17 protein-coding genes are annotated in these 19002 nt (G+C 38.1%); 11 read left to right on the plus strand and 6 right to left on the minus strand.

Annotation, left to right across the window (positions count from 1 at the left end):
- Positions 1-54 precede the first annotated feature (54 nt).
- Positions 55-1173 carry an o-succinylbenzoate synthase gene (gene menC / locus F7984_RS02310; RefSeq protein ID WP_139892768.1) on the minus strand — a complete coding sequence of 373 codons (1119 nt, stop codon included), beginning with the start codon at positions 1171-1173 and terminating at the stop codon, positions 55-57.
- Positions 1174-1327: 154 nt separating this feature from the next.
- Between menC and F7984_RS02315 the strand changes: the two genes are divergently transcribed.
- From F7984_RS02315 to F7984_RS02330, 5 genes are all read left to right on the plus strand, one after another.
- On the plus strand, positions 1328-2968 hold the full coding sequence (locus F7984_RS02315) for a M20/M25/M40 family metallo-hydrolase (protein WP_066108300.1): 1641 nt from the start codon (positions 1328-1330) through the stop codon (positions 2966-2968).
- Positions 2969-3059: 91 nt separating this feature from the next.
- Complete coding sequence (locus F7984_RS18865) at positions 3060-3218, plus strand: hypothetical protein (protein WP_175354311.1); 159 nt, start codon at positions 3060-3062, stop codon at positions 3216-3218.
- Positions 3219-3550: 332 nt separating this feature from the next.
- Positions 3551-5809, plus strand: a complete 2259-nt coding sequence (gene pflB / locus F7984_RS02320) for a formate C-acetyltransferase (protein WP_139892733.1) — start codon at positions 3551-3553, stop codon at positions 5807-5809.
- A 99-nt stretch (positions 5810-5908) separates the two neighbouring features.
- Positions 5909-6658 (plus strand): pyruvate formate-lyase-activating protein, encoded by a 750-nt coding sequence (pflA, locus tag F7984_RS02325; RefSeq protein ID WP_066108295.1) that lies wholly within the window; start codon positions 5909-5911, stop codon positions 6656-6658.
- Positions 6659-6809: 151 nt separating this feature from the next.
- Entirely contained in the window at positions 6810-7055 is a 246-nt protein-coding gene (locus tag F7984_RS02330) for a DUF2164 domain-containing protein (RefSeq protein ID WP_066108292.1), read from the plus strand.
- Positions 7056-7242: 187 nt separating this feature from the next.
- On the opposite strand, the gene F7984_RS02335 is transcribed toward F7984_RS02330, so the two are convergent.
- Complete coding sequence (locus F7984_RS02335) at positions 7243-7701, minus strand: C40 family peptidase (RefSeq protein ID WP_066108289.1); 459 nt, start codon at positions 7699-7701, stop codon at positions 7243-7245.
- A 427-nt stretch (positions 7702-8128) separates the two neighbouring features.
- Between F7984_RS02335 and motA the strand changes: the two genes are divergently transcribed.
- From motA to F7984_RS02350, 3 genes are all read left to right on the plus strand, one after another.
- Positions 8129-8944, plus strand: a complete 816-nt coding sequence (gene motA / locus F7984_RS02340; RefSeq protein WP_140462152.1) for a flagellar motor stator protein MotA — start codon at positions 8129-8131, stop codon at positions 8942-8944.
- A complete protein-coding gene (motB, locus tag F7984_RS02345) occupies positions 8913-9680 on the plus strand; it encodes a flagellar motor protein MotB (protein ID WP_140462153.1) in 768 nt (255 codons plus the stop codon). Before motA ends, motB begins: the two co-directional genes overlap by 32 nt.
- 270 nt (positions 9681-9950) lie before the next feature.
- Positions 9951-10469 carry a type 1 glutamine amidotransferase domain-containing protein gene (locus F7984_RS02350; RefSeq protein WP_140462154.1) on the plus strand — a complete coding sequence of 173 codons (519 nt, stop codon included), beginning with the start codon at positions 9951-9953 and terminating at the stop codon, positions 10467-10469.
- Positions 10470-10515: 46 nt separating this feature from the next.
- Here the strand turns inward: F7984_RS02350 and F7984_RS02355 are convergent, their stop codons facing one another.
- Complete coding sequence (locus F7984_RS02355; protein ID WP_066108582.1) at positions 10516-10749, minus strand: DUF1128 domain-containing protein; 234 nt, start codon at positions 10747-10749, stop codon at positions 10516-10518.
- 53 nt (positions 10750-10802) lie between these two features.
- Positions 10803-12188: an alanine/glycine:cation symporter family protein gene (locus F7984_RS02360; protein WP_375138421.1), complete on the minus strand. Its 1386-nt coding sequence runs from the start codon at positions 12186-12188 to the stop codon at positions 10803-10805.
- 171 nt (positions 12189-12359) lie between these two features.
- Between F7984_RS02360 and F7984_RS02365 the strand changes: the two genes are divergently transcribed.
- Both F7984_RS02365 and F7984_RS02370 read left to right on the plus strand, forming a co-directional pair.
- Positions 12360-12779 (plus strand): YtxH domain-containing protein, encoded by a 420-nt coding sequence (locus F7984_RS02365; protein WP_140462155.1) that lies wholly within the window; start codon positions 12360-12362, stop codon positions 12777-12779.
- Positions 12780-12811: 32 nt separating this feature from the next.
- The gene (locus F7984_RS02370; protein ID WP_066108277.1) at positions 12812-13651 is read left to right on the plus strand and encodes a YihY/virulence factor BrkB family protein; all 840 of its coding nucleotides are present in this window, start codon (positions 12812-12814) and stop codon (positions 13649-13651) included.
- Positions 13652-13841: 190 nt separating this feature from the next.
- Here the strand turns inward: F7984_RS02370 and F7984_RS02375 are convergent, their stop codons facing one another.
- Both F7984_RS02375 and F7984_RS02380 read right to left on the minus strand, forming a co-directional pair.
- A complete protein-coding gene (locus tag F7984_RS02375; protein ID WP_140462156.1) occupies positions 13842-15776 on the minus strand; it encodes a heavy metal translocating P-type ATPase in 1935 nt (644 codons plus the stop codon).
- A gap of 356 nt (positions 15777-16132) precedes the next feature.
- Entirely contained in the window at positions 16133-17311 is a 1179-nt protein-coding gene (locus tag F7984_RS02380; RefSeq protein ID WP_140462157.1) for an MFS transporter, read from the minus strand.
- Between the two features lie 136 nt (positions 17312-17447).
- On the opposite strand from F7984_RS02380, the gene cax reads away from it, so the two are divergent.
- Positions 17448-18512, plus strand: coding sequence for a calcium/proton exchanger (gene cax / locus F7984_RS02385; RefSeq protein WP_066108268.1), 1065 nt, complete (start codon positions 17448-17450; stop codon positions 18510-18512).
- The last annotated feature ends 490 nt before the right edge of the window (positions 18513-19002 follow it).

Consider the following 19002-nt stretch of genomic DNA (forward strand, 5'->3'; position numbering starts at 1 on the left):
TTCACTCCCATTGTTCGTTTCTTATTCTATACCCCTATAGAATAAGAATACACATTATTTGGAAGTGAAGGACTCTTTGTGAGTTGAGTAATGGGCTAGCCATTTTCGATTAACTTCAAAACCCATTCCGGCTTGTTCAGGAACTTGAATGACACCGTTCTCGACAATCACGCTAGGGGACGTGATATCTTGCTCCCAATAATGGCTGGAGCTCGAAATGTCACCAGGCAGATTAACCTGTGGCATGGAAGCCAGTGCAATCGTATGGGCTCGGCTAATTCCAGATTCAAGCATACCGCCGCACCAAACGGAAATATTATTGGCTTCACAAAGATGAAGAATTTTAATGGCTTCTGATAAACCGCCGACTCGTCCAATTTTCAAATTAATCACTTTGCAGCTACCCAGAGCAATTGCTTGTTTGGCGTTCTCGAATGATTGAATGCTTTCATCCAGGCATACCGGTGTTGTGATATGTTGCTGAAGAATGGCATGCTCATAAAAATCGTCAAAACGAAGCGGCTGTTCAATCATCATTAAATCAAATTCATCCAGCGCTTTTAGGAGGTCCATATCTGCTAAACAATAGGCTGAATTTGCATCAGCCATAATGGGTAAGTGTGGGTATCTCCTACGAACTGTCCGAATAAGAGAGATGTCCTGACCGGGTTTGATTTTAAGCTTAATTCTCTTATATCCCTGCTCAAGGCTATGATCAATCAGGCGAAATAAATGTTCATCTGAGGTCTGCAGTCCAATACTAACTCCTGTTTCAATCTCATTTTTAGTTCCACCTAAAGCTCTCGATAAGGATTTATTATTTTTCTTCGCATATAAATCCCAAATTGCGCCTTCGAGAGCCGATTTAGCCATTGGATTTTTGCGAACGGGAGAAAAAAGATGCTGAAGTTCATCCGGATGATAGATTGGCTGCTGGATGAGTTTGGGGATTAAAAAATCTTTCATAATATGTGCAGCAGTTTGGAGTGTTTCCTCCGTATACCAAGGTTCTCGGAAGGCAACACATTCACCCCACCCAACCATACCGTCGCAATCAACCATTTCAATAATAATCATTTCTCTATCCTTCAAGCTTCCAAAGCTAGTAGTAAAGGAATTCTTTAGTTCCATTGAAATATAGTGGAGAGTAATCTCTTTAATATTGATAGAAATATCCATTGTAACCGCTCCTTTAATTGTAAGAATACCGTAACATATCTAATTAGCAACGGCAAAATAGAGAGCTATACTATTAATATTTAACTGAATATTCGACCAAATACTGCTATAATTTTAGAAAAAGATAGAAAAAGTGGGGGGATAAGGTATGGGTCATTGGAATACAAAGGAAGGGATTTTGGAGTTATTATACCGCCTTGTAAAAGTGCCAAGTGTAACGGGAACAAGAGGTGAGCTGCGTATGGAGGACGAAATTTCTGCGATCCTTAAGGAAATGCCTTATTTTCAAAATTACCCCGATCAAATATACAGAAAAGAAATTACAGGAGATCTATTAAATCGAAAAGCAGTTGCTGCGTTTTATCAAGGTAGTAAAACGAGTAAAAAAACAATTATACTTTTAAGCCATTATGATGTAGTTGGGGTTGAAGATTACGGACGCCTTGCACCGCTCGCTTTTTCACCATTGGAATGTACAAGTGCAATGGCAGAGGAAAACCTTTCAGTTGATGCCGAGCAGGATTTGAAGTCTGGAGAGTGGATCTTTGGAAGAGGAATTATGGATATGAAAGCCGGACTTGCTATTCAGATGGCTTTACTATCAGAAGCTGCCGAACATGGCAATTTGAAACATAACTTATTATTTTTAGCTACACCGGATGAAGAGAGATATTCGGCCGGAATGTTTGCGGGAGTTGAGTTGATTAAGGGACTCAAGGACCAATATCAACTGGATTTGGAAGTGGCCATTTGCTCGGAGCCGAGTTTTGGTGCATATCCAGGAGACCGTACAAAATATTTTTATACAGGATCTGTGGGTAAGTTATTGCCCTTAATTTTTTGTGTAGGAACTGAAACACATGTAGGCGAACCGCTTGAGGGCATGAATGCCGCCTGGATGGCAGGTGTGATAGCGGAAAGACTGGAGTTATCCTTAGCCTTTTTAGAACAAGAACGCGGGGAACAGAATCCTCTGCCTACGATCTTAAAATTAATGGATCTAAAAGAAGCATATAATGTCCAAACGCCAACTGCAGCATATGTACTAGCTAATATCCTTACGCTAAAGCAAAATCCGGAAGAAGTCATAAACAAGCTGAAAGATATTGGCGAAGAAAGCAGCAGGTATATAGAAGGACGGTTATCAAATATTTATGATTTACTTGGGTATGGAAGACATGGTTCAAGAAAACCTAACCTTAAGCCCAGTGTATATACTTATCAAGAGTTATTTGATAAAGGCTGTAGAGAATATGGCCATATGTTTATGAAAGAAATAAACGCAAAGATTGCATTGCTCGAACAGGACGCAGGCATGAATATGGCCAAATTAACAGCTGAAATTGCAGATGTAGTGGCAGCGTTTTTCAAATCAGAGGCCCCTTTTTATATGATCATGCTCGCTCCACCTTATTATCCACACGTTTATTTGGAAGATGATGAAAGGGATCAGAAAGCAAAAGGTATAGTAGAGCACTGCGTTAGGATCGCTAAAGAGAAATTTAATGAAGAAATAAAGATCATGTCTTATTTTCCAGGGCTTTCCGATGTAAGCTATTGCCGTTTACGTGATCGTGATTTAGTGATGCCGGTGTTAGAAAATGAAATGCCTCTATACGGGAAGGGGTATAATCTTCCGCTTTCTATTATTGGGGAATTGGATATACCAGCCGTAAATATCGGTCCATATGGTAAGGACGCACACAAACGTACAGAAAGGCTGCATATTCCATTTTCCACTGAGGTTGTTCCCAAATTGCTTAAACAAGTGGTCTATGGCTGCCAATAATGATGTTCTTTTTGTACTATATTGCCTCAACTTACCTGCCATAATTCTCGCCTTTCTGTAGAAAATGATAATAAGGGAAGGAGGTAGGATTATGGCGAGAGGTAAAGGTTTTAATCATAAACGTAAAAGTCATCCTGGGAATTTTCCTCACCATGCTGAAACGGGTGGAAATCAGGAACAACATACAAACCACGAACAATATATTGTGACGAAGGAAGCCTTTAAAAATAGATCAGACGTGCATAAATGACAGAATTGTTATATAATGGTATCTATAAAGGCATCTGTATTTAAGAACAGATGCCTTTTATAGTACAGTTTAGCTTTCAGAGTGGATTTTACTATAACAGTTTTATTTACTGTCAAGGGTTCCTGATATTAGAATTATTCGAAAATAGAAAGAAAAGATTGATTTAACAACGTTGTTTTCGATTTCACCAGATTGTCATAATTTACATGTTCACTTTTTCACATATAATGTGTATTATAAGAGTATAGAAAGCTGTTATATAATTTAAAAAAGCTGAACATCTAGAAATTTGAAATAATGTTCCTGAACGTAATATTAGGAGGTAAAATAAAATGGCAATGGTTATGGATAATGTAACTAAAAAAGATGCATGGAGAGGCTTTGCTGGCGGAGATTGGCAGAATGAAGTTAACACACGTGACTTCATTATGAAAAACATCACTCCATACACAGGAAACGATGAATTCTTAGAAGGCCCAACAGAAGCTACAAAAGAATTATGGAAGCAAGTAATGGAACTTACTAAACAAGAACGTGAAGCAGGCGGCGTCCTTGATCTTGATTCTAAAATTGTTTCTACTATTACATCACATGGTCCTGGATATTTAAATAAAGAACTTGAAACAATTGTTGGTTTCCAAACAGATAAACCATTCAAACGTTCTCTTCAACCATTCGGTGGTATCCGTATGGCGGTAGCTGCAGCTGAATCTTACGGATTCACAGTAGATGAAGAAGTGCAAAAAATCTTCACTGATTACCGCAAAACACATAACCAAGGTGTATTCGATGCTTATACGGATGAAATGAAGCTTGCTCGTAAGGCTGGTATCATCACTGGTCTTCCAGATGCATACGGACGCGGACGCATCATCGGTGACTACCGTCGTGTAGCATTATACGGTGTAGACTTCTTGATCGCTGAACGTAAGAAAGATTTGAAAAACTACGGATTAAGAACAATGTCCGAAGAAGTTATTCGTCAACGTGAAGAATTAAGCGAGCAAATCCGTGCTTTAGGTGAATTAAAACAATTAGCTGAGATTTATGGTTATGATATCTCTAAACCAGCTACAAATGCAAAAGAAGCAGTACAATGGTTATACTTTGCTTACCTTGCTGCAATTAAAGAACAAAACGGTGCAGCGATGTCACTAGGACGTACATCTTCCTTCCTTGATATTTATATCGAACGTGACCTTCGTGAAGGCACATTAACTGAACAAGAAGCACAAGAGATCATCGATCACTTTGTTATGAAGCTTCGTCTTGTAAAATTTGCTCGTACACCTGATTACAACCAATTGTTCAGTGGAGACCCTACTTGGGTAACAGAATCAATCGGTGGTATGGCATTAGACGGAAGAACACTTGTAACGAAAAACTCTTTCCGTTTCTTGCATACATTAACAAACCTTGGACCAGCTCCAGAACCAAACTTGACTGTATTATGGTCTACGAAGTTCCCAGAAGGGTTCAAACGTTTCTGTGCAAAAATGTCTATCCAAACAAGTGCGATTCAGTACGAAAACGATGACATCATGATCAGAGAATACGGCGATGACTACGGTATTGCTTGCTGTGTATCCGCAATGCGTATCGGTAAACAAATGCAATTCTTCGGAGCACGTGCAAACCTTGCAAAAGCATTGCTTTATGCAATCAACGGTGGGGTGGATGAAAAACTTAAAATTCAAGTTGGACCGAACTTCAAAGCAATTACTTCTGACGTGTTAGATTATGATGAAGTTATGGCTAACTTCGATAGCACAATGGAATGGCTTGCAGAGCTATACATCAATACATTGAATGTAATCCACTACATGCACGACAAGTATAGCTATGAGCGTATTGAAATGGCATTACATGATGTTGAAATCCTTCGCACAATGGCAGCGGGAATTGCTGGATTGTCTGTAGTAGCCGACGCATTAAGTGCGATTAAATATGCACAAGTTAAACCAATCCGTGATGAAAATGGTGTAGCAGTTGACTTTGAAATCATCGGTGATTTCCCTAAATACGGAAACAATGATGATCGCGTAGATAGCATGGCTGTTGAGCTTGTTCGTAACTTTATGACTAAATTGAAAAAGCATAAAACATACCGTAGCTCTGTGCACACACAATCCATTCTTACAATTACTTCTAACGTAGTATATGGTAAGAAAACTGGTAACACTCCAGATGGACGTCGCGCTGGCGAACCATTCGCACCAGGTGCGAACCCAATGCACGGACGTGATACAAAAGGTGCTCTAGCTTCTCTATCTTCTGTATCTAAGCTTCCATACGATTGCTCTTTAGACGGTATTTCTAACACATTCTCTATGGTGCCAAAAGCACTTGGACGTGAAGAAGAGCAACGTGAAGCGAACCTTGCTGCAATCTTGGATGGTTATGCTTCCAAGGAAGGTCACCACTTGAATATCAACGTATTCAATCGTGACACATTGCTAGCTGCTATGGAACATCCAGAAGAGTATCCACAATTAACAATCCGTGTATCTGGATACGCTGTTAACTTCATCAAGTTGACTCGTGAGCAACAAATTGACGTTATCAATCGTACGTTCCACGAAACTATGTAATATAGAAGTACTTGTTACTAGGAGGTCTCCCTGTATTAGCAGGGAGACTAACTTTTAACTTCCAATTGGATATTTTTAGAAAAGAAAGGATGGGATCTCATGACAACATATGGAAATATACATTCCGTTGAAACATGCGGCACAGTAGATGGCCCGGGGATCCGCTACATTGTCTTTACGCAAGGTTGTTTGTTGCGCTGCCAATATTGCCATAATGCCGATACGTGGTCAATTGGAACAGGCAAGCAAATGAGTCCTGAAGAAATCGTTAAAGATATTGAATTATATAAACCATTCATGGATGCATCAGGCGGGGGAGTTACCGTCAGCGGCGGAGAACCGCTATTGCAAATTCCTTTTATTATAGAACTGTTTAAATTATGTAAGGAAAGAGGAATTCACACGACCATTGATTCCTCAGCTGGCTGTTTTTCGAGATCACCAGAATTTTTAGAGCAATTCGATGAACTGCTTGAATATACAGACTTAATCCTACTGGATATTAAACATATAGATAGTAAACGCCATATTAAGCTAACTGGTAAACCGAATGAACATATTTTGGATTGTGCCCGTTATCTTTCTGACAAAGGACAACCGGTTTGGATTAGACACGTACTAGTTCCAACGGTTAATGACCAGGATGAATACTTGGAAAGAATGGGTCAATTCTTAGGTACACTTAATAATATTGAAAAGGTAGAAATCTTACCATATCATCAATTAGGTGTTTATAAATGGGAAACACTTGGCTACAAATATCCACTGGCGGGAATCCAATCTCCTAGTGATGAACAAGTAGAGCATGCCTACAAAATGCTAACCAAGTATATGAAAAAGCCAGCTTGAAAAGTAGAGCGAAGACTAAATTAAATAATTAAAGGCACAAACAATAGGTGTTGCGCTTAAAAAATAGTAGGATAAACCACATGAAGGTTTATATCCTACTATTTTTTTGTTATAAATGAAAGATAAAGTAAATTTCAAAGGAGGGGTACAATTGCTAATCAATTGGAAAGCAGAAGATAAAAGATGGATAATTGGTCAAATTCAACAATATTTTCAAAAAGAGCGTGATGAAGAGATTGGAGAACTGGCTGCTGAGAATATTTTGGAGTTTTTCACAGAAACGTTAGGACCTCATTTTTACAATGCTGGAGTGAAGGATGCAGGGAAACATGCTGAAGCATATGCTGCACGCTTGGAAGAAGACTTATACGCATTAATGCGACCAATAAAAAAATAGATGCTTTAAAAACCTTCCTGAAAAGAAAAGGAGAGATCAGAGTCTATAGTGAAATACCATCAAGTAAGATGCTGACTGGTTAAGACAGTATGCAAGCTATACTCGATGAAAAGGTCTACACTTTTTACAAGTGGGTAAAAAAAAGGCAAAATAAAAAGGTGAAGGATGTCCGCCTGGAAAATAGAGTTTATATTCTTTTAGCACCTACATAACGCTTCTTCCAATATGAAGAGCTTAATGAATCTATTTTTACACCTTTAGATACAGAGTGAATGACTTTGTTGCTGCCAATATAGATTGCTACATGGGAAACTCCTTTTCCAGAAGTATTAAAGAAAACTAAATCACCTTTTTTTAACTTAGATTTAGCGATCTTTTTCCCCTGTTTATACATACTGGTTGAGGTCCTTGGAAGTTTCTTTCCTGCCGCTTTTTTGTAGGTATACCCCACAAAACCAGAACAGTCAAATCCTTTAGGTGTTGTTCCGCCGTATCGATAAGGCGTTCCTACATATTTTTTCCCGGTTGAAACAACTTTGTTAGCTTTACTTGTCGAAATAGCGGCTGAGGCTTTAGATTCAAATGGTCCAAATGGCACAAGCGTGGATGACAGAAAAATAGCAAGAGCAATAATTATTTTTTTCATAGTGACCCCCGAAATGTTTTTTTGGCAGCATTGTTAAATCTTACCGCCTTTTTCTCTACTTTTTTACTATAACTAAAATACTAGTTTCTATGGTTACAGCATTATTGAATTTAATTTACAAAAATATTACAGAAATTTGGTTACTTCGACATATTTGTTAAAAAACCCCATATTATATTCATGGAAGATTAAATGATAGAGGGGATAAAGTTAAGTCATTCTCCTCAGAATTGCTATTGCAAGGTATCTGTAATTGTTGATTCAACTCTTAATCGATTAAAAAAAGTGATGTTTTCATCACTTTTTTTTATGTCTTTTTACCTAAAATTGATTCTCATATCTTTTTAAAAGCTTATTAGTGTTAAGGAATTTATTGAAATGTCGATACTAGAAGAGATAAAAGAATAGTAGAAAACGGGTGAATTATATGGACAAGTCTTCAATCATAGGGATTATGTTGGCCATCGTTTCAGTAGGTGTTGGAATGGTGCTAAAAGGTGTTGATATCGCAGTTCTCGTCAATCCAGCTGCTATATTAATCATTTTCTTAGGAACGGCTGCTGCTATATTAGTTGCTTTTCCAGTTAATGAATTGATTAAGCTTCCTAAGCTATTTGGCATCCTTTTTTCAGAAAAAGCAATGGTCTCAACGGAAGAATTAATTCATACATTTTGTGATTGGGCACAAACAGCTCGTAAAGAAGGTTTGCTGGCACTAGAAAAAATTTCAGAATCAGTTGAAGATCCGTTTTTAAGGAACGGCTTGAATTTGGCGGTTGAAGGACAAAGTGCAGATTATATTCGCGACATCCTATCAGAAGAAATAGATGCCATGGAGGAAAGGCATGCTGTTGGGGCTCAGATATTCACACAGGCTGGCACCTATGCTCCGACCCTCGGGGTACTAGGTGCAGTAGTAGGGTTAATTGCAGCCCTGGGTAATATGAGTGATACAGAGGTACTGGGCCATGCCATAAGTGCAGCATTTGTTGCTACATTGATGGGAATCTTTACGGGATATTTACTGTGGCACCCGTTTGCGAATAAATTAAAGAGAAAATCTAAACAGGAAGTACGTATTAAAGAGATGATGGTAGAAGGCATTCTATCTATATTAGAAGGTGAAGCACCAAGGACTATAGAGCAAAAACTATCTTCTTATTTACCTGCTGTGGAAAGGAAGAAGTGGTTGGAAGGTGAGATGAGAAACAATGTCCAGGCGAAAAAAGAAATCTCAGCATGAGGAGCATATGTCCGAGTCCTGGCTGCTCCCATATAGTGACTTATTAACCCTATTATTAGCGTTATTTATTGTCTTATTTGCTATGAGTTCTGTAGATGCCCAAAAGTTCTCTGAACTATCACGAGCCTTTAATAAAGCATTAGATGGAGGAACAGGTGTTTTTGAGCATCCGAGCCCAATGCCTGAAGGGATGATGACAGAAACAGACCCAGAGAAATTTGATGGGAAAGAGGAAGAAGGAACAGAGGAAGCCAGTCCTGAATTGGAAGAATTAAAGGTAGTCCAGGAAAAAATAGATACTTATATTAATGACAGTCATTTAAAAACCAATTTAGAGACATCTCTGACAGAGGAAGGGTTGCTGTTAACCATTCGTGATAATGTATTGTTTGACTCGGGGATCGCAATGGTCAGAGAGAGAGATGAAATAATTGCTAAGGAAATATCTGAACTGCTTGTAATGGAACCACCCAGAAATATTATCATTAGCGGACATACGGATAATGTTCCGATTCGTAATGCAGAATTTGAGTCAAATTGGGAATTAAGCGTTATGAGAGCTGTTAACTTTATGAAGCTTCTTCAAGATAATAAAAAATTAAAACCGGAATGGTTTAGTGCAAAAGGCTTTGGAGAATTTAAACCAGTATCGCCTAATACCACTGACAGTGGGCGGGAGAAAAATAGACGCGTAGAAATCCTCATCATGCCCCGTAAAACATTAATTGGTGAGTAGTGGATTATCCGTTAAGTTGGTTAATGAATTTAGAAGGGGTATCTGAATTTAGATAGGATGAGGCTTAGTTCAAAAATTTTGGAGACATTGGAAAATAGTGAAGTCTATTAGGGAAATGTGGAAATCTTTAAACGAGTGACTTGGGCAGTGTGAATATCATTCACACTGTTTTTATATTCCTTGATTACATAAAAGAGAATGTTTATGAAAATTTTGCCGAGGGAAAGATGAAACTGTAACTATTATTTTTCAAAAAAGGAGATTGATAGTATGAGAAAAAGAATTGCATGTGTCATAACGGATATGTTTGAAGATGTAGAATATACAGACCCTGCTAAGGCTTATAAGGAAGCTGGTCATGAAATAGTAACCATCGGCTTTGAAAGTGGACAAAATGTTGAAGGTAAGCAAGGAAAAGAAACGGTGGAAATTCAAAAGGGCATTGATGAGGTAAAAGCGAATGAGTTTGATGCTTTATTTATTCCGGGTGGATTCTCTCCTGACATTTTAAGAGGAGACGATCGTTTTGTTTCTTTCGCCAAGGAATTCATGGATGCAAAGAAACCAGTATTCGCAATTTGCCATGGTCCGCAATTGTTGATTACTGCAAAAGCGCTGGAAGGAAGAGATTCAACAGGTTACAAATCAATTAAAGTTGATCTCGAGAATGCAGGTGCCACTTATCATGATGAAGAGGTATTTGTATGTGGAGAACAATTAGTAACAAGCAGGCAGCCTGATGATATCCCAGCTTTCAACAGGGAATCCCTTGCATTGCTGTCCAAATAAAATGAAGCTCCTCTGTTCATTGAACAGAGGAGCTTTTATTGCCTATTTACTTTCTCAATTTGCCAATCTCTTCGACAATTGCTTGCATTTCACTAGGGCTGAAGCGGTCCTTGGACATGACCATTTCATATATCTCCAGTAAATCCTCATAGGAGCTATCATTAAAGCTGTCTGCACGCATAGCTGAACTGTTGATCATTTGTAATTTTTCTTGGATGCCATTAATCATAATTTTAATATTCTCAGTGGATTTAACCGATAAATCTGCCACTTCATTCATCCCTTCCGCACTAGATAGAAATATCATTCCATGGAATTCGCTATCTGTCAAATTCAAGTTTCAAATGTCTTTCGGTGCTTATTTTGTTTTTCACTATTAATAATTCTGATAATGATTTTTGTTTCAGCTATAATCACAGCTGAAAGTCCGAGGAGGCCAATCAAGTTAGGAATTGCCATTAAAGCATTCATAATATCAGCAAAGCTCCAAACAAGATCAAGGGAGCTTACGCAGCCAATAAAAACAGCTAAAACAAAAACGATTCGATAGCTAATCACGGTCCTATCTCCAAATAAGTAGGAATAGCATTTCTCACCATAATAAGCCCAACCAATAATTGTGGAGGCAGCAAAGAAAATTAACCCGATTGAAACGATGTAGGAACCAACAGGACCTAATAATAAATCAAAGGAGACGGATGTCAGTTCTGCTCCTTCTAATCCACTATGATATTGGTCTGCCATTACAAGTGAAATTCCTGTTATTGAGCAAATAATGATTGTATCAATAAATACTTGCGTCATTGATACAAGTGCTTGTCGGGCAGGAAAATCCGTTTTAGCCGCAGCTGCCGCAATCGGAGCTGACCCTAAACCAGCTTCATTCGAAAAGACACCTCTAGCCACACCCCAACGGATTACAGTACCGATTGCACCGCCAGCTACTGCCTGTCCAGTGAAGGCATCTGTGAAAATCAGTTTAATTGCATTTGGAACGAGTTCAGCATTTAAGATAAGAATTAAGATTCCACAAATTAAATAAAAGGCGGCCATAACCGGTACAAAATAGGAGGTGACTTTACCGATGCTTTTAATGCCTCCGACTAACACAAGAGCGGCAAAAATAGTCAGGACAATCCCGGTTACCCAGGTTGGGATGGAGAAAGTATCATGAATCGTGTTGGCTACTGAATTAGCTTGGACCATATTACCGATTCCAAAAGCTGCAATCGCACCGAAAATCGCAAAGGCGACGCCAAGCCATTTCATTCTCAGCCCTTTTTCTAAATAATACATAGGTCCACCTGACATTTCACCATTAGCATTTACGATTCTGTATTTAACCGCAAGTACTGCTTCTCCGTATTTCGTCGCCATACCAAAAAAGGCAGCAACCCACATCCAGAAGACGGCCCCTGGTCCACCGCTGACGACTGCTGTAGCCACTCCAACAATATTCCCAGTTCCGACTGTTGCTGCAAGAGCAGTCATTAAAGCCTGGAAATGGGAAATATCTCCGTCCGATTTTTTATCCTGGCTTTTAGTGAAGGCCAATTTTAATGAATAAGGCAATAATTTAATTTGTAAAAATCCAATTCGAAATGTTAAATAAATACCTGTACCAACAATTAAAATTAAGAGGGGTGGCCCCCAAAGAAAATTACTTATTGTTTCTAAAAGTACAGTCAAATCTTTTGAAAACTTATTCAAAAAGTCAATCAAGTAAATTCACCCTATCTGTATGTTGTTAATATTAAGAATATTCTTGAAACAATTTTGCGTCAAGATAAAAAATACTTAATTGACATTTTATGTTTAGAATTCCGCTATTATAGGTAAATCAATAAATATAAGAATAAGCAAGTAAAATTAATTCGGGAGGGATAAATAATGAGTAGAAGCAGTCAAAAGAGCAATAAGCTATGGTTAGGAATTTTAGGTGGAGCAGCAGCAGGTTTTGCAATCAGCCTATTGGATAAGAACACTCGCAAAACAGTAATGACAGGCGGCCAAAAAATGATAACGAATGTTAAATCGATGGCTAAAGATCCGAATTCTATAGTGGAAAATGTGAAGGAGATGTCTGGTAAAATTCGTACAAACATAGATCAAATTGGTCAGGATGTATCTTTTATATCTGAAAAGGTAGATGAAATGAAAGAAATGCCACCGCAAGTAGCAGGGGTTATTAAGGAAACAAAAGAAGTACTGGTAGACAAAAAATCTTCTGATGGTTCGGCTTCTACGACAGAGAACAGTAATACTTCCTCTGTATCTGATGATATAAGTACCACTTCTACGCGCAAATAAAGTCAAACAAGCTGAATAGAGGTGGTACTGGAATGGAAGGTAGGAAGAAGTATGTAAATAAAAGCGTATTTAAACATTTATACGATAAAATTCAAGGTGATGAAGTAACAGGCTTGGCAGCGCAATTAGCCTATTACTTCTTACTTTCAATTTTTCCGCTCTTAATATTTGTTATCACGTTATTGCCTTTTTTGCAGGTTTCCCAAGCGGATTTGATGGAGCTTTTGCATACGTATGCTCCTGCAGAATCGGCAAATTTATTAGAATCGAGTTTAAAGGATGTCATGGCTAACCAAAACGGCGGCTTGTTATCTTTTGGTATCTTGGCAACGATGTGGTCAGCATCCAACGGGACCAATGCCATTATAAAGGCTCTTAATCATGCATATGATGTTGAGGAAACCAGATCATTTATTAAAACAAGAGGATTAGCTTTGATTTTAACCATTGGATTAATCCTGGTTGTAGTGGTTTCTTTGCTATTGCCAGTGTTTGGGAAATATATTCTCAATATTGTATTTGATTTCCTAGGATACGAGCCTTCCTTTGTTTATGATTTACTGCGCTGGGTGATTTCTATTGCTGTCATTACCTTTGTATTTTTAATTTTGTATTGGATTGGGCCCAACCTTAAAATGAAATGTAGAGACGTTTTACCAGGGGCAATCTTCGCGAGTGTCGGATGGGCGCTATCATCGTGGGCATTTTCAGTTTACGTGAGTACATTTGGTAACTATTCTTCCACATATGGCAGTCTCGGAGGCTTGATTGTTTTAATGCTTTGGTTATATATATCAGGTCTTGTCATTATTGTAGGCGGAGAAATTAATGCAGTATTGTCCAGAAATAAGAGGCACTGGACGATTAAATAAGTAGAGCGTGGATTCAAATTATAATGGTTCAGAACTAATGTGCGGACGAACGGTGATTGATTATTAAATGAACAGCCACCGTAGTTTTAGGAAGATTTGATGTGTTTCAGATTAACTTCCCATGAATAAAGAAAATAGAGGCCGTCCGGAAAGTCATTAACAGACTTACAGGATAGCCTCTATTTGTATTCTATTTAGATTTTAATAAACGGAGACTGTTTAGGATGACTAATATGGTGCTGCCTTCATGGCCGATTACACCGAATGGTAGGTCGAGAGCCTGAAAAAAGTTTGATACAACTAAAATCATAATGACGGAAATTGAAAAGATAACATTTTGGCGAATGATTCGGTTCATTCGTTTGGATAATTGAATGGCTTCTGCTATTTTTGGTAAGTCGTTTTTCATGAGAACAATATCAGCTGTATCAAGAGCCACATCAGATCCTTCACCCATGGCAATTCCGACAGAAGCAGTAGCTAACGCAGGCGCATCATTAATGCCATCCCCAACCATGGCAACGGTAGTATATTTCTCTCTAAGTTTTTTAACTTCTTCTACCTTTTGTTCAGGTAAACATCCAGCAACAAACCCAGATAAATGGCTTTCTTTGGCGATTACCTTGGCAGTGTGCTCGTTATCTCCAGTCAGCATGCATGTATATACATCCAGTTCCTTCAATGCTTCGAGAGCATCGGCAGTCTCTTTACGAATGATATCTTTTAATGCAATTATTCCTGCAATACCTTTCTCATCTTTTACATAGGACAATGTTTTCCCTTCAGACATTAATTCAAGTGCCGCTCCATTTTTAAATGACATGGCGGCTTCTTCGCCTACAAAACCCTTCTTCCCAATCTTCCAATAGTGCCCATTTGCATGTCCTTGAACACCAAATCCGGATATTTCTTCAGATTCTACGCGCGGCATGGTCTGTGAATAAAGCTGTTCAACATGCTTAACAATGGATTGTCCCAGCGGATGATTCGAATTCTGTTCAATGGAAGCTACACTTAATAAAAATTCTTTTTGATCGATGTCATCGCGGATTAAAATATCCGTCACAACGGGTTTCCCCTGAGTTAGTGTCCCTGTTTTATCGAAAGCAATGGCCTTTACATTGCCTAGGTTTTCTAGATGGATACCGCCTTTGAATAAAATCCCACTTTTAGCGCCATTCGAAATCGCGGATAAAGTAGCCGGCATGATAGAAGCAACTAATGCACATGGAGAAGCTACCACTAACAAAACCATTGCCCGGTAGAAGGTCTCTGTCCAGGACCAACCCAGAACAAAATGTGGGAGAAACAACATAATTCCAACGACAACAAGAACAACTTTTACATACGTATCCTCAAATCTTTCAATAAATAATTGAGAAGGAGATTTTTCACTTTGCGCATTTTGAACAAGTGTGATAATTTTTTGGAATAAAGTTTCACTGTTAGGTTTTGTAACCTTAACTTTTATGGTTCCATGTCCATTAACCGTCCCTGCAAATACCTCGTCTTGAATATATTTGCTGACGGGAATCGATTCTCCGGTAATTGCAGCTTCATCAACAGCAGTCTCTCCAAATAAGATTTCTCCATCTGAGGGGATGCGTTCCCCAGGCTTAATTAAAATCAAATCTCCAACTTGCAGGGAAGAAACCGGTACTATTTCTTCAGTGTTATCGACTATTCTCAAAGCCTGTTCAGGCTGCAAATCCATTAATGAAGAAATTTCTTTGTGACTTTTATTCATCGTATACGTTTCAAGTGCACCGCTCAAAGAGAAAATAAAAATCAGGATTGCTCCCTCAGTCCAATATCCGATAATGGCTGACCCAATCGCTGCCAGAATCATCAAAAGCTCTACGTTCAGTTTTCTCTCTTCAATCGTCTGAGTGATGCCTTCTTTAGCCTTGGCATAACCCCCAATTACATATGCCAGTATATAGACGAAGGCAGATGAGGCATTCAAATCCTTTGTTGATAATAGCCAGCCGCATAAAATCAGAATTCCGCTTAAACCGGCAGCCAAGAGCTCCCAATTGGACGTAAGTTTAGAGGTGAATTCTTTCCATCTATTATATTGGCTAGGTGAATTTTTCAAGCTTGATTTATTTAGTGCTGTTTCCATGTGAATAACCTCCTTGTAATTGAGAATAGATCTCGTTGTTTTTCTTTTCTAATTGAGAATGATGTTCAAAATCATTAGGCTTATAAAATAGCGGATGCTGCCACAAATACTGTGACAGCAACATTTTTCTTTCTTATTTATAATAATTATTATCTACATATTAGTATAACATGAGTCGCTAAAGAAGTTAAGTGAATTTATTTGGAAAAGAAAAAATAGCAATTTTCTACCTTGCTTATTTGTGGATAGGGGAAATTTTAACTGAAGATGCGTGAAGGTGAATATGAGATAAAATTGAGTGGATGAATAAATACAGCAACAATTACAGTAATAAAGTCGAATGAAAAAACCTCTGCTTACACAGAGGTTTGAATCTGGTCATTAATTGGATTTCTTTTAAATCTGCTAAGAGCGATGAAAATCAGTAACAGGATAACACTGATTACAAGAAGGAAATTCCCATTAGGCAGATATTGAATGGCCAAGCCGCCAAAAAATGGCCCAGAGATGCTTCCAAGGCTAAAGACTATTCCACAAATAATATTGCCGGCAGGAAGCAGTTGTGTAGGCAATAGATCGGTCATATAACTGATTCCTAAAGAGAAGGTGGAGCCGACAAGCATACCTGCAATAAAGAAACAGATAAATAAACCTGTAACGGTTTGTTCAATTAAGGCAGCTGTTAAAAAGATGGAAAAACCGCTAAAAAGAACATATTGAAGAACGCGTTTCCTCCCTAAGGAATCACTTAAAATTCCTAATGGGATCTGGGTAATAATGCTGCCTGCTGCAAAAGCAGGCAAGATGATGGAGACTTGTTGAACATCCATATTAATTCGTAAAGCATAGATAGGGAAATTTCCATTTAGGGATGCTTCCAAAAATCCATAACCAAAAGGAGGCAAGAACGCAACCCATGCATACTTGGCAACTTTTTTGAAACGATGTAAGGTACCGAAAACATTGGTTGTTTCCAAATCTTCATCTGGAAATTCATTTTTTAATAAAAAGACGGTCAACCAAGCAATAAGACTGATTGCTGATGCAACGATAAAGGGTAATGCCCGATTAACTTCAATTAAATTAGTCAGTAATGGCCCAACTGCGAAACCTATGCCGAAGGATAAGCCATAAATGGATATATTTCTGCCTCTCTTGTTTACTGGCGTAAAAGCGGTTATCCAGGTTTGGGTTGTGAAATGTAAGGTATGATCTCCAATTCCGATAATCATACGGAGAATGAACCAAAACCAGAAAGAATCTAGGATCGGAAATAACAGAAACGCAATAATCACCGACAGTCCGCCGAAAAAAATCAGGGGTTTATAACCAAATTTTCGCAGAGGAATTTCCATGAAAGGTGAGATTAATAGTATTCCCAGATATAGTCCTGTAGCATTTAATCCGTTTAGACCGGAGCTTACTCCATCCTGTTCAAAAATAATGGCAATTAAGGGTAACAGCATTCCCTGTGAGAAACCTGACACAGCAACTAGAATAATAAGTGCAGAAAATCTAATTTTTTGATAGTTCATAATTATCTCTCCTATATCTATCTGAATCAATATTAGAGTTGTTCACAAACTTTAGCAAGGAGATTTTGAAGACTAATCTAAAGGTAATTCGGGAATAAATGAATATATTTTAGATTAGAAAGAAGGAATTCAAGGGATGGGACAAAAAATATTTTCTGCAATGCTAATGATTGGCCTACCGGTATCCATAGCCGGCTCCATTTTACATTGGCCAAGTCTGCTCATGTTTGCTGTTTATTGTTTAACGATTATTGCTCTGGCAAGTTTTATGGGGAGGGCGACAGAAAGCTTAGCAATCATATCCGGACCGAGGATTGGAGGATTGCTAAATGCAACATTTGGAAATGCTGTTGAGCTGATCATCTCCATTTTTTCTCTTAAAGCGGGACTGGTGGGAATTGTATTGGCTTCTTTAACAGGAAGTGTCATCGGTAACTTATTATTAGTTAGTGGGGCTTCATTTTTCTTGGGTGGTATTAAGTATAAAAGACAAAAATTTAATGTATTTGATGCCAGGCACAATGCAGGGCTATTAACATTCGGTGTATTAGTTGCATTTATCATTCCTGAAGTATTTGCCGGAGAGATGGAAAGAAGTAACCAAATGGTCATGAGTACAGGCATATCCATTATCCTGATCTGTTTATATTTGGCTGCTTTATTCTTTAAATTGGTCACCCATCGCGGTGTCTATCAACGTAAGGAAGACTTGTCTTTTGCAGAGGAAGAAACTGAAGAAGCAGAGTGGAGCAAAAAATGGTCGATTATGGTCCTAGCTTTGGCAACAGTGGCAGTAGCCTATGTATCTGAGAATTTGGTACATACATTCGAAGACGTAGGGAATCAATTGGGCTGGTCTGAATTATTTATCGGGGTTATCATTGTAGCAATTGTCGGAAATGCAGCTGAGCATGCATCTGCCATTATTTTCGCTTACAAAAATAAAATGGACATTGCTGTTGAAATTGCTGTTGGTTCTACTCTACAGGTGGCCATGTTTGTAGCACCGGTACTTGTTCTGGTATCTTTATTATTTGAAACGCAAATGCCACTTGTCTTTACATTGCCTGAACTTGTGGCGATGGTGCTATCTGTCTTTTTAATGATTGTAATAACGAACGATGGGGAAACAAACTGGTTTGAAGGACTCACCTTACTTGCTGCTTATTTAGTGATGGGGATAGGTTTCTTTCTGTTATAATAATAAATTAAAAAAGACTCTGATCTACTATGGATTCAGAGTCTTTTTTATGTTTTTCCAATTTGCTTCATCATAAGTCATGTCTAACTAAATTCTAATCCTTCCAAAAATAAATGTATCTTTTCAAAGGTAGATATTTCTGTTTTAAACAGTCATGTTAGTTAGCCCTATAGGTCACATCCTTTATCTTTATTGTCCTGATTTGTGACGAAATCTACATTAAGTTTTCCGTGTGAGGATGGTTTCGATAAGCATTCCTCCCTGCAGTTATTCCGGCTGTTGATTTCGCCTCCTTTACGATATGTTGGTTTTAGTATAGCACCTTCCTGTAGTTTTGTAAATATTCTGAATTTTACAAAACTGTGACAAAAAATACTGGTTTGTAATGTGCTAAATAAACAGTTAATATAGCTTAACAATCTGTTAATTCTAGTAACTGCAAGGTGTAATAAAACAATCCTGATTTTTGAATAGTTTTTTTGCTTAAGAG

Origin of the sequence: Pradoshia sp. D12, from assembly GCF_008935075.1 — a bacterium.
In the GTDB taxonomy this organism is placed as follows: domain Bacteria; phylum Bacillota; class Bacilli; order Bacillales; family Pradoshiaceae; genus Pradoshia.

Excerpts from the sequence above, each read along its gene's own strand:
- F7984_RS02315 (WP_066108300.1), top strand. The coding sequence starts at position 1,328 with ATGGGTCATTGGAATACAAAGGAAGGGATTTTGGAGTTATTATACCGC.
- F7984_RS18865 (WP_175354311.1), top strand. The coding sequence starts at position 3,060 with ATGGCGAGAGGTAAAGGTTTTAATCATAAACGTAAAAGTCATCCTGGG.
- pflB (WP_139892733.1), top strand. The coding sequence starts at position 3,551 with ATGGCAATGGTTATGGATAATGTAACTAAAAAAGATGCATGGAGAGGC.
- pflA (WP_066108295.1), top strand. The coding sequence starts at position 5,909 with ATGACAACATATGGAAATATACATTCCGTTGAAACATGCGGCACAGTA.
- F7984_RS02335 (WP_066108289.1), bottom strand. The coding sequence starts at position 7,701 with ATGAAAAAAATAATTATTGCTCTTGCTATTTTTCTGTCATCCACGCTT.
- motA (WP_140462152.1), top strand. The coding sequence starts at position 8,129 with ATGGACAAGTCTTCAATCATAGGGATTATGTTGGCCATCGTTTCAGTA.
- motB (WP_140462153.1), top strand. The coding sequence starts at position 8,913 with ATGTCCAGGCGAAAAAAGAAATCTCAGCATGAGGAGCATATGTCCGAG.
- F7984_RS02350 (WP_140462154.1), top strand. The coding sequence starts at position 9,951 with ATGAGAAAAAGAATTGCATGTGTCATAACGGATATGTTTGAAGATGTA.
- F7984_RS02355 (WP_066108582.1), bottom strand. The coding sequence starts at position 10,749 with ATGAATGAAGTGGCAGATTTATCGGTTAAATCCACTGAGAATATTAAA.
- F7984_RS02365 (WP_140462155.1), top strand. The coding sequence starts at position 12,360 with ATGAGTAGAAGCAGTCAAAAGAGCAATAAGCTATGGTTAGGAATTTTA.
- F7984_RS02370 (WP_066108277.1), top strand. The coding sequence starts at position 12,812 with ATGGAAGGTAGGAAGAAGTATGTAAATAAAAGCGTATTTAAACATTTA.
- F7984_RS02375 (WP_140462156.1), bottom strand. The coding sequence starts at position 15,776 with ATGGAAACAGCACTAAATAAATCAAGCTTGAAAAATTCACCTAGCCAA.
- F7984_RS02380 (WP_140462157.1), bottom strand. The coding sequence starts at position 17,311 with ATGAACTATCAAAAAATTAGATTTTCTGCACTTATTATTCTAGTTGCT.
- cax (WP_066108268.1), top strand. The coding sequence starts at position 17,448 with ATGGGACAAAAAATATTTTCTGCAATGCTAATGATTGGCCTACCGGTA.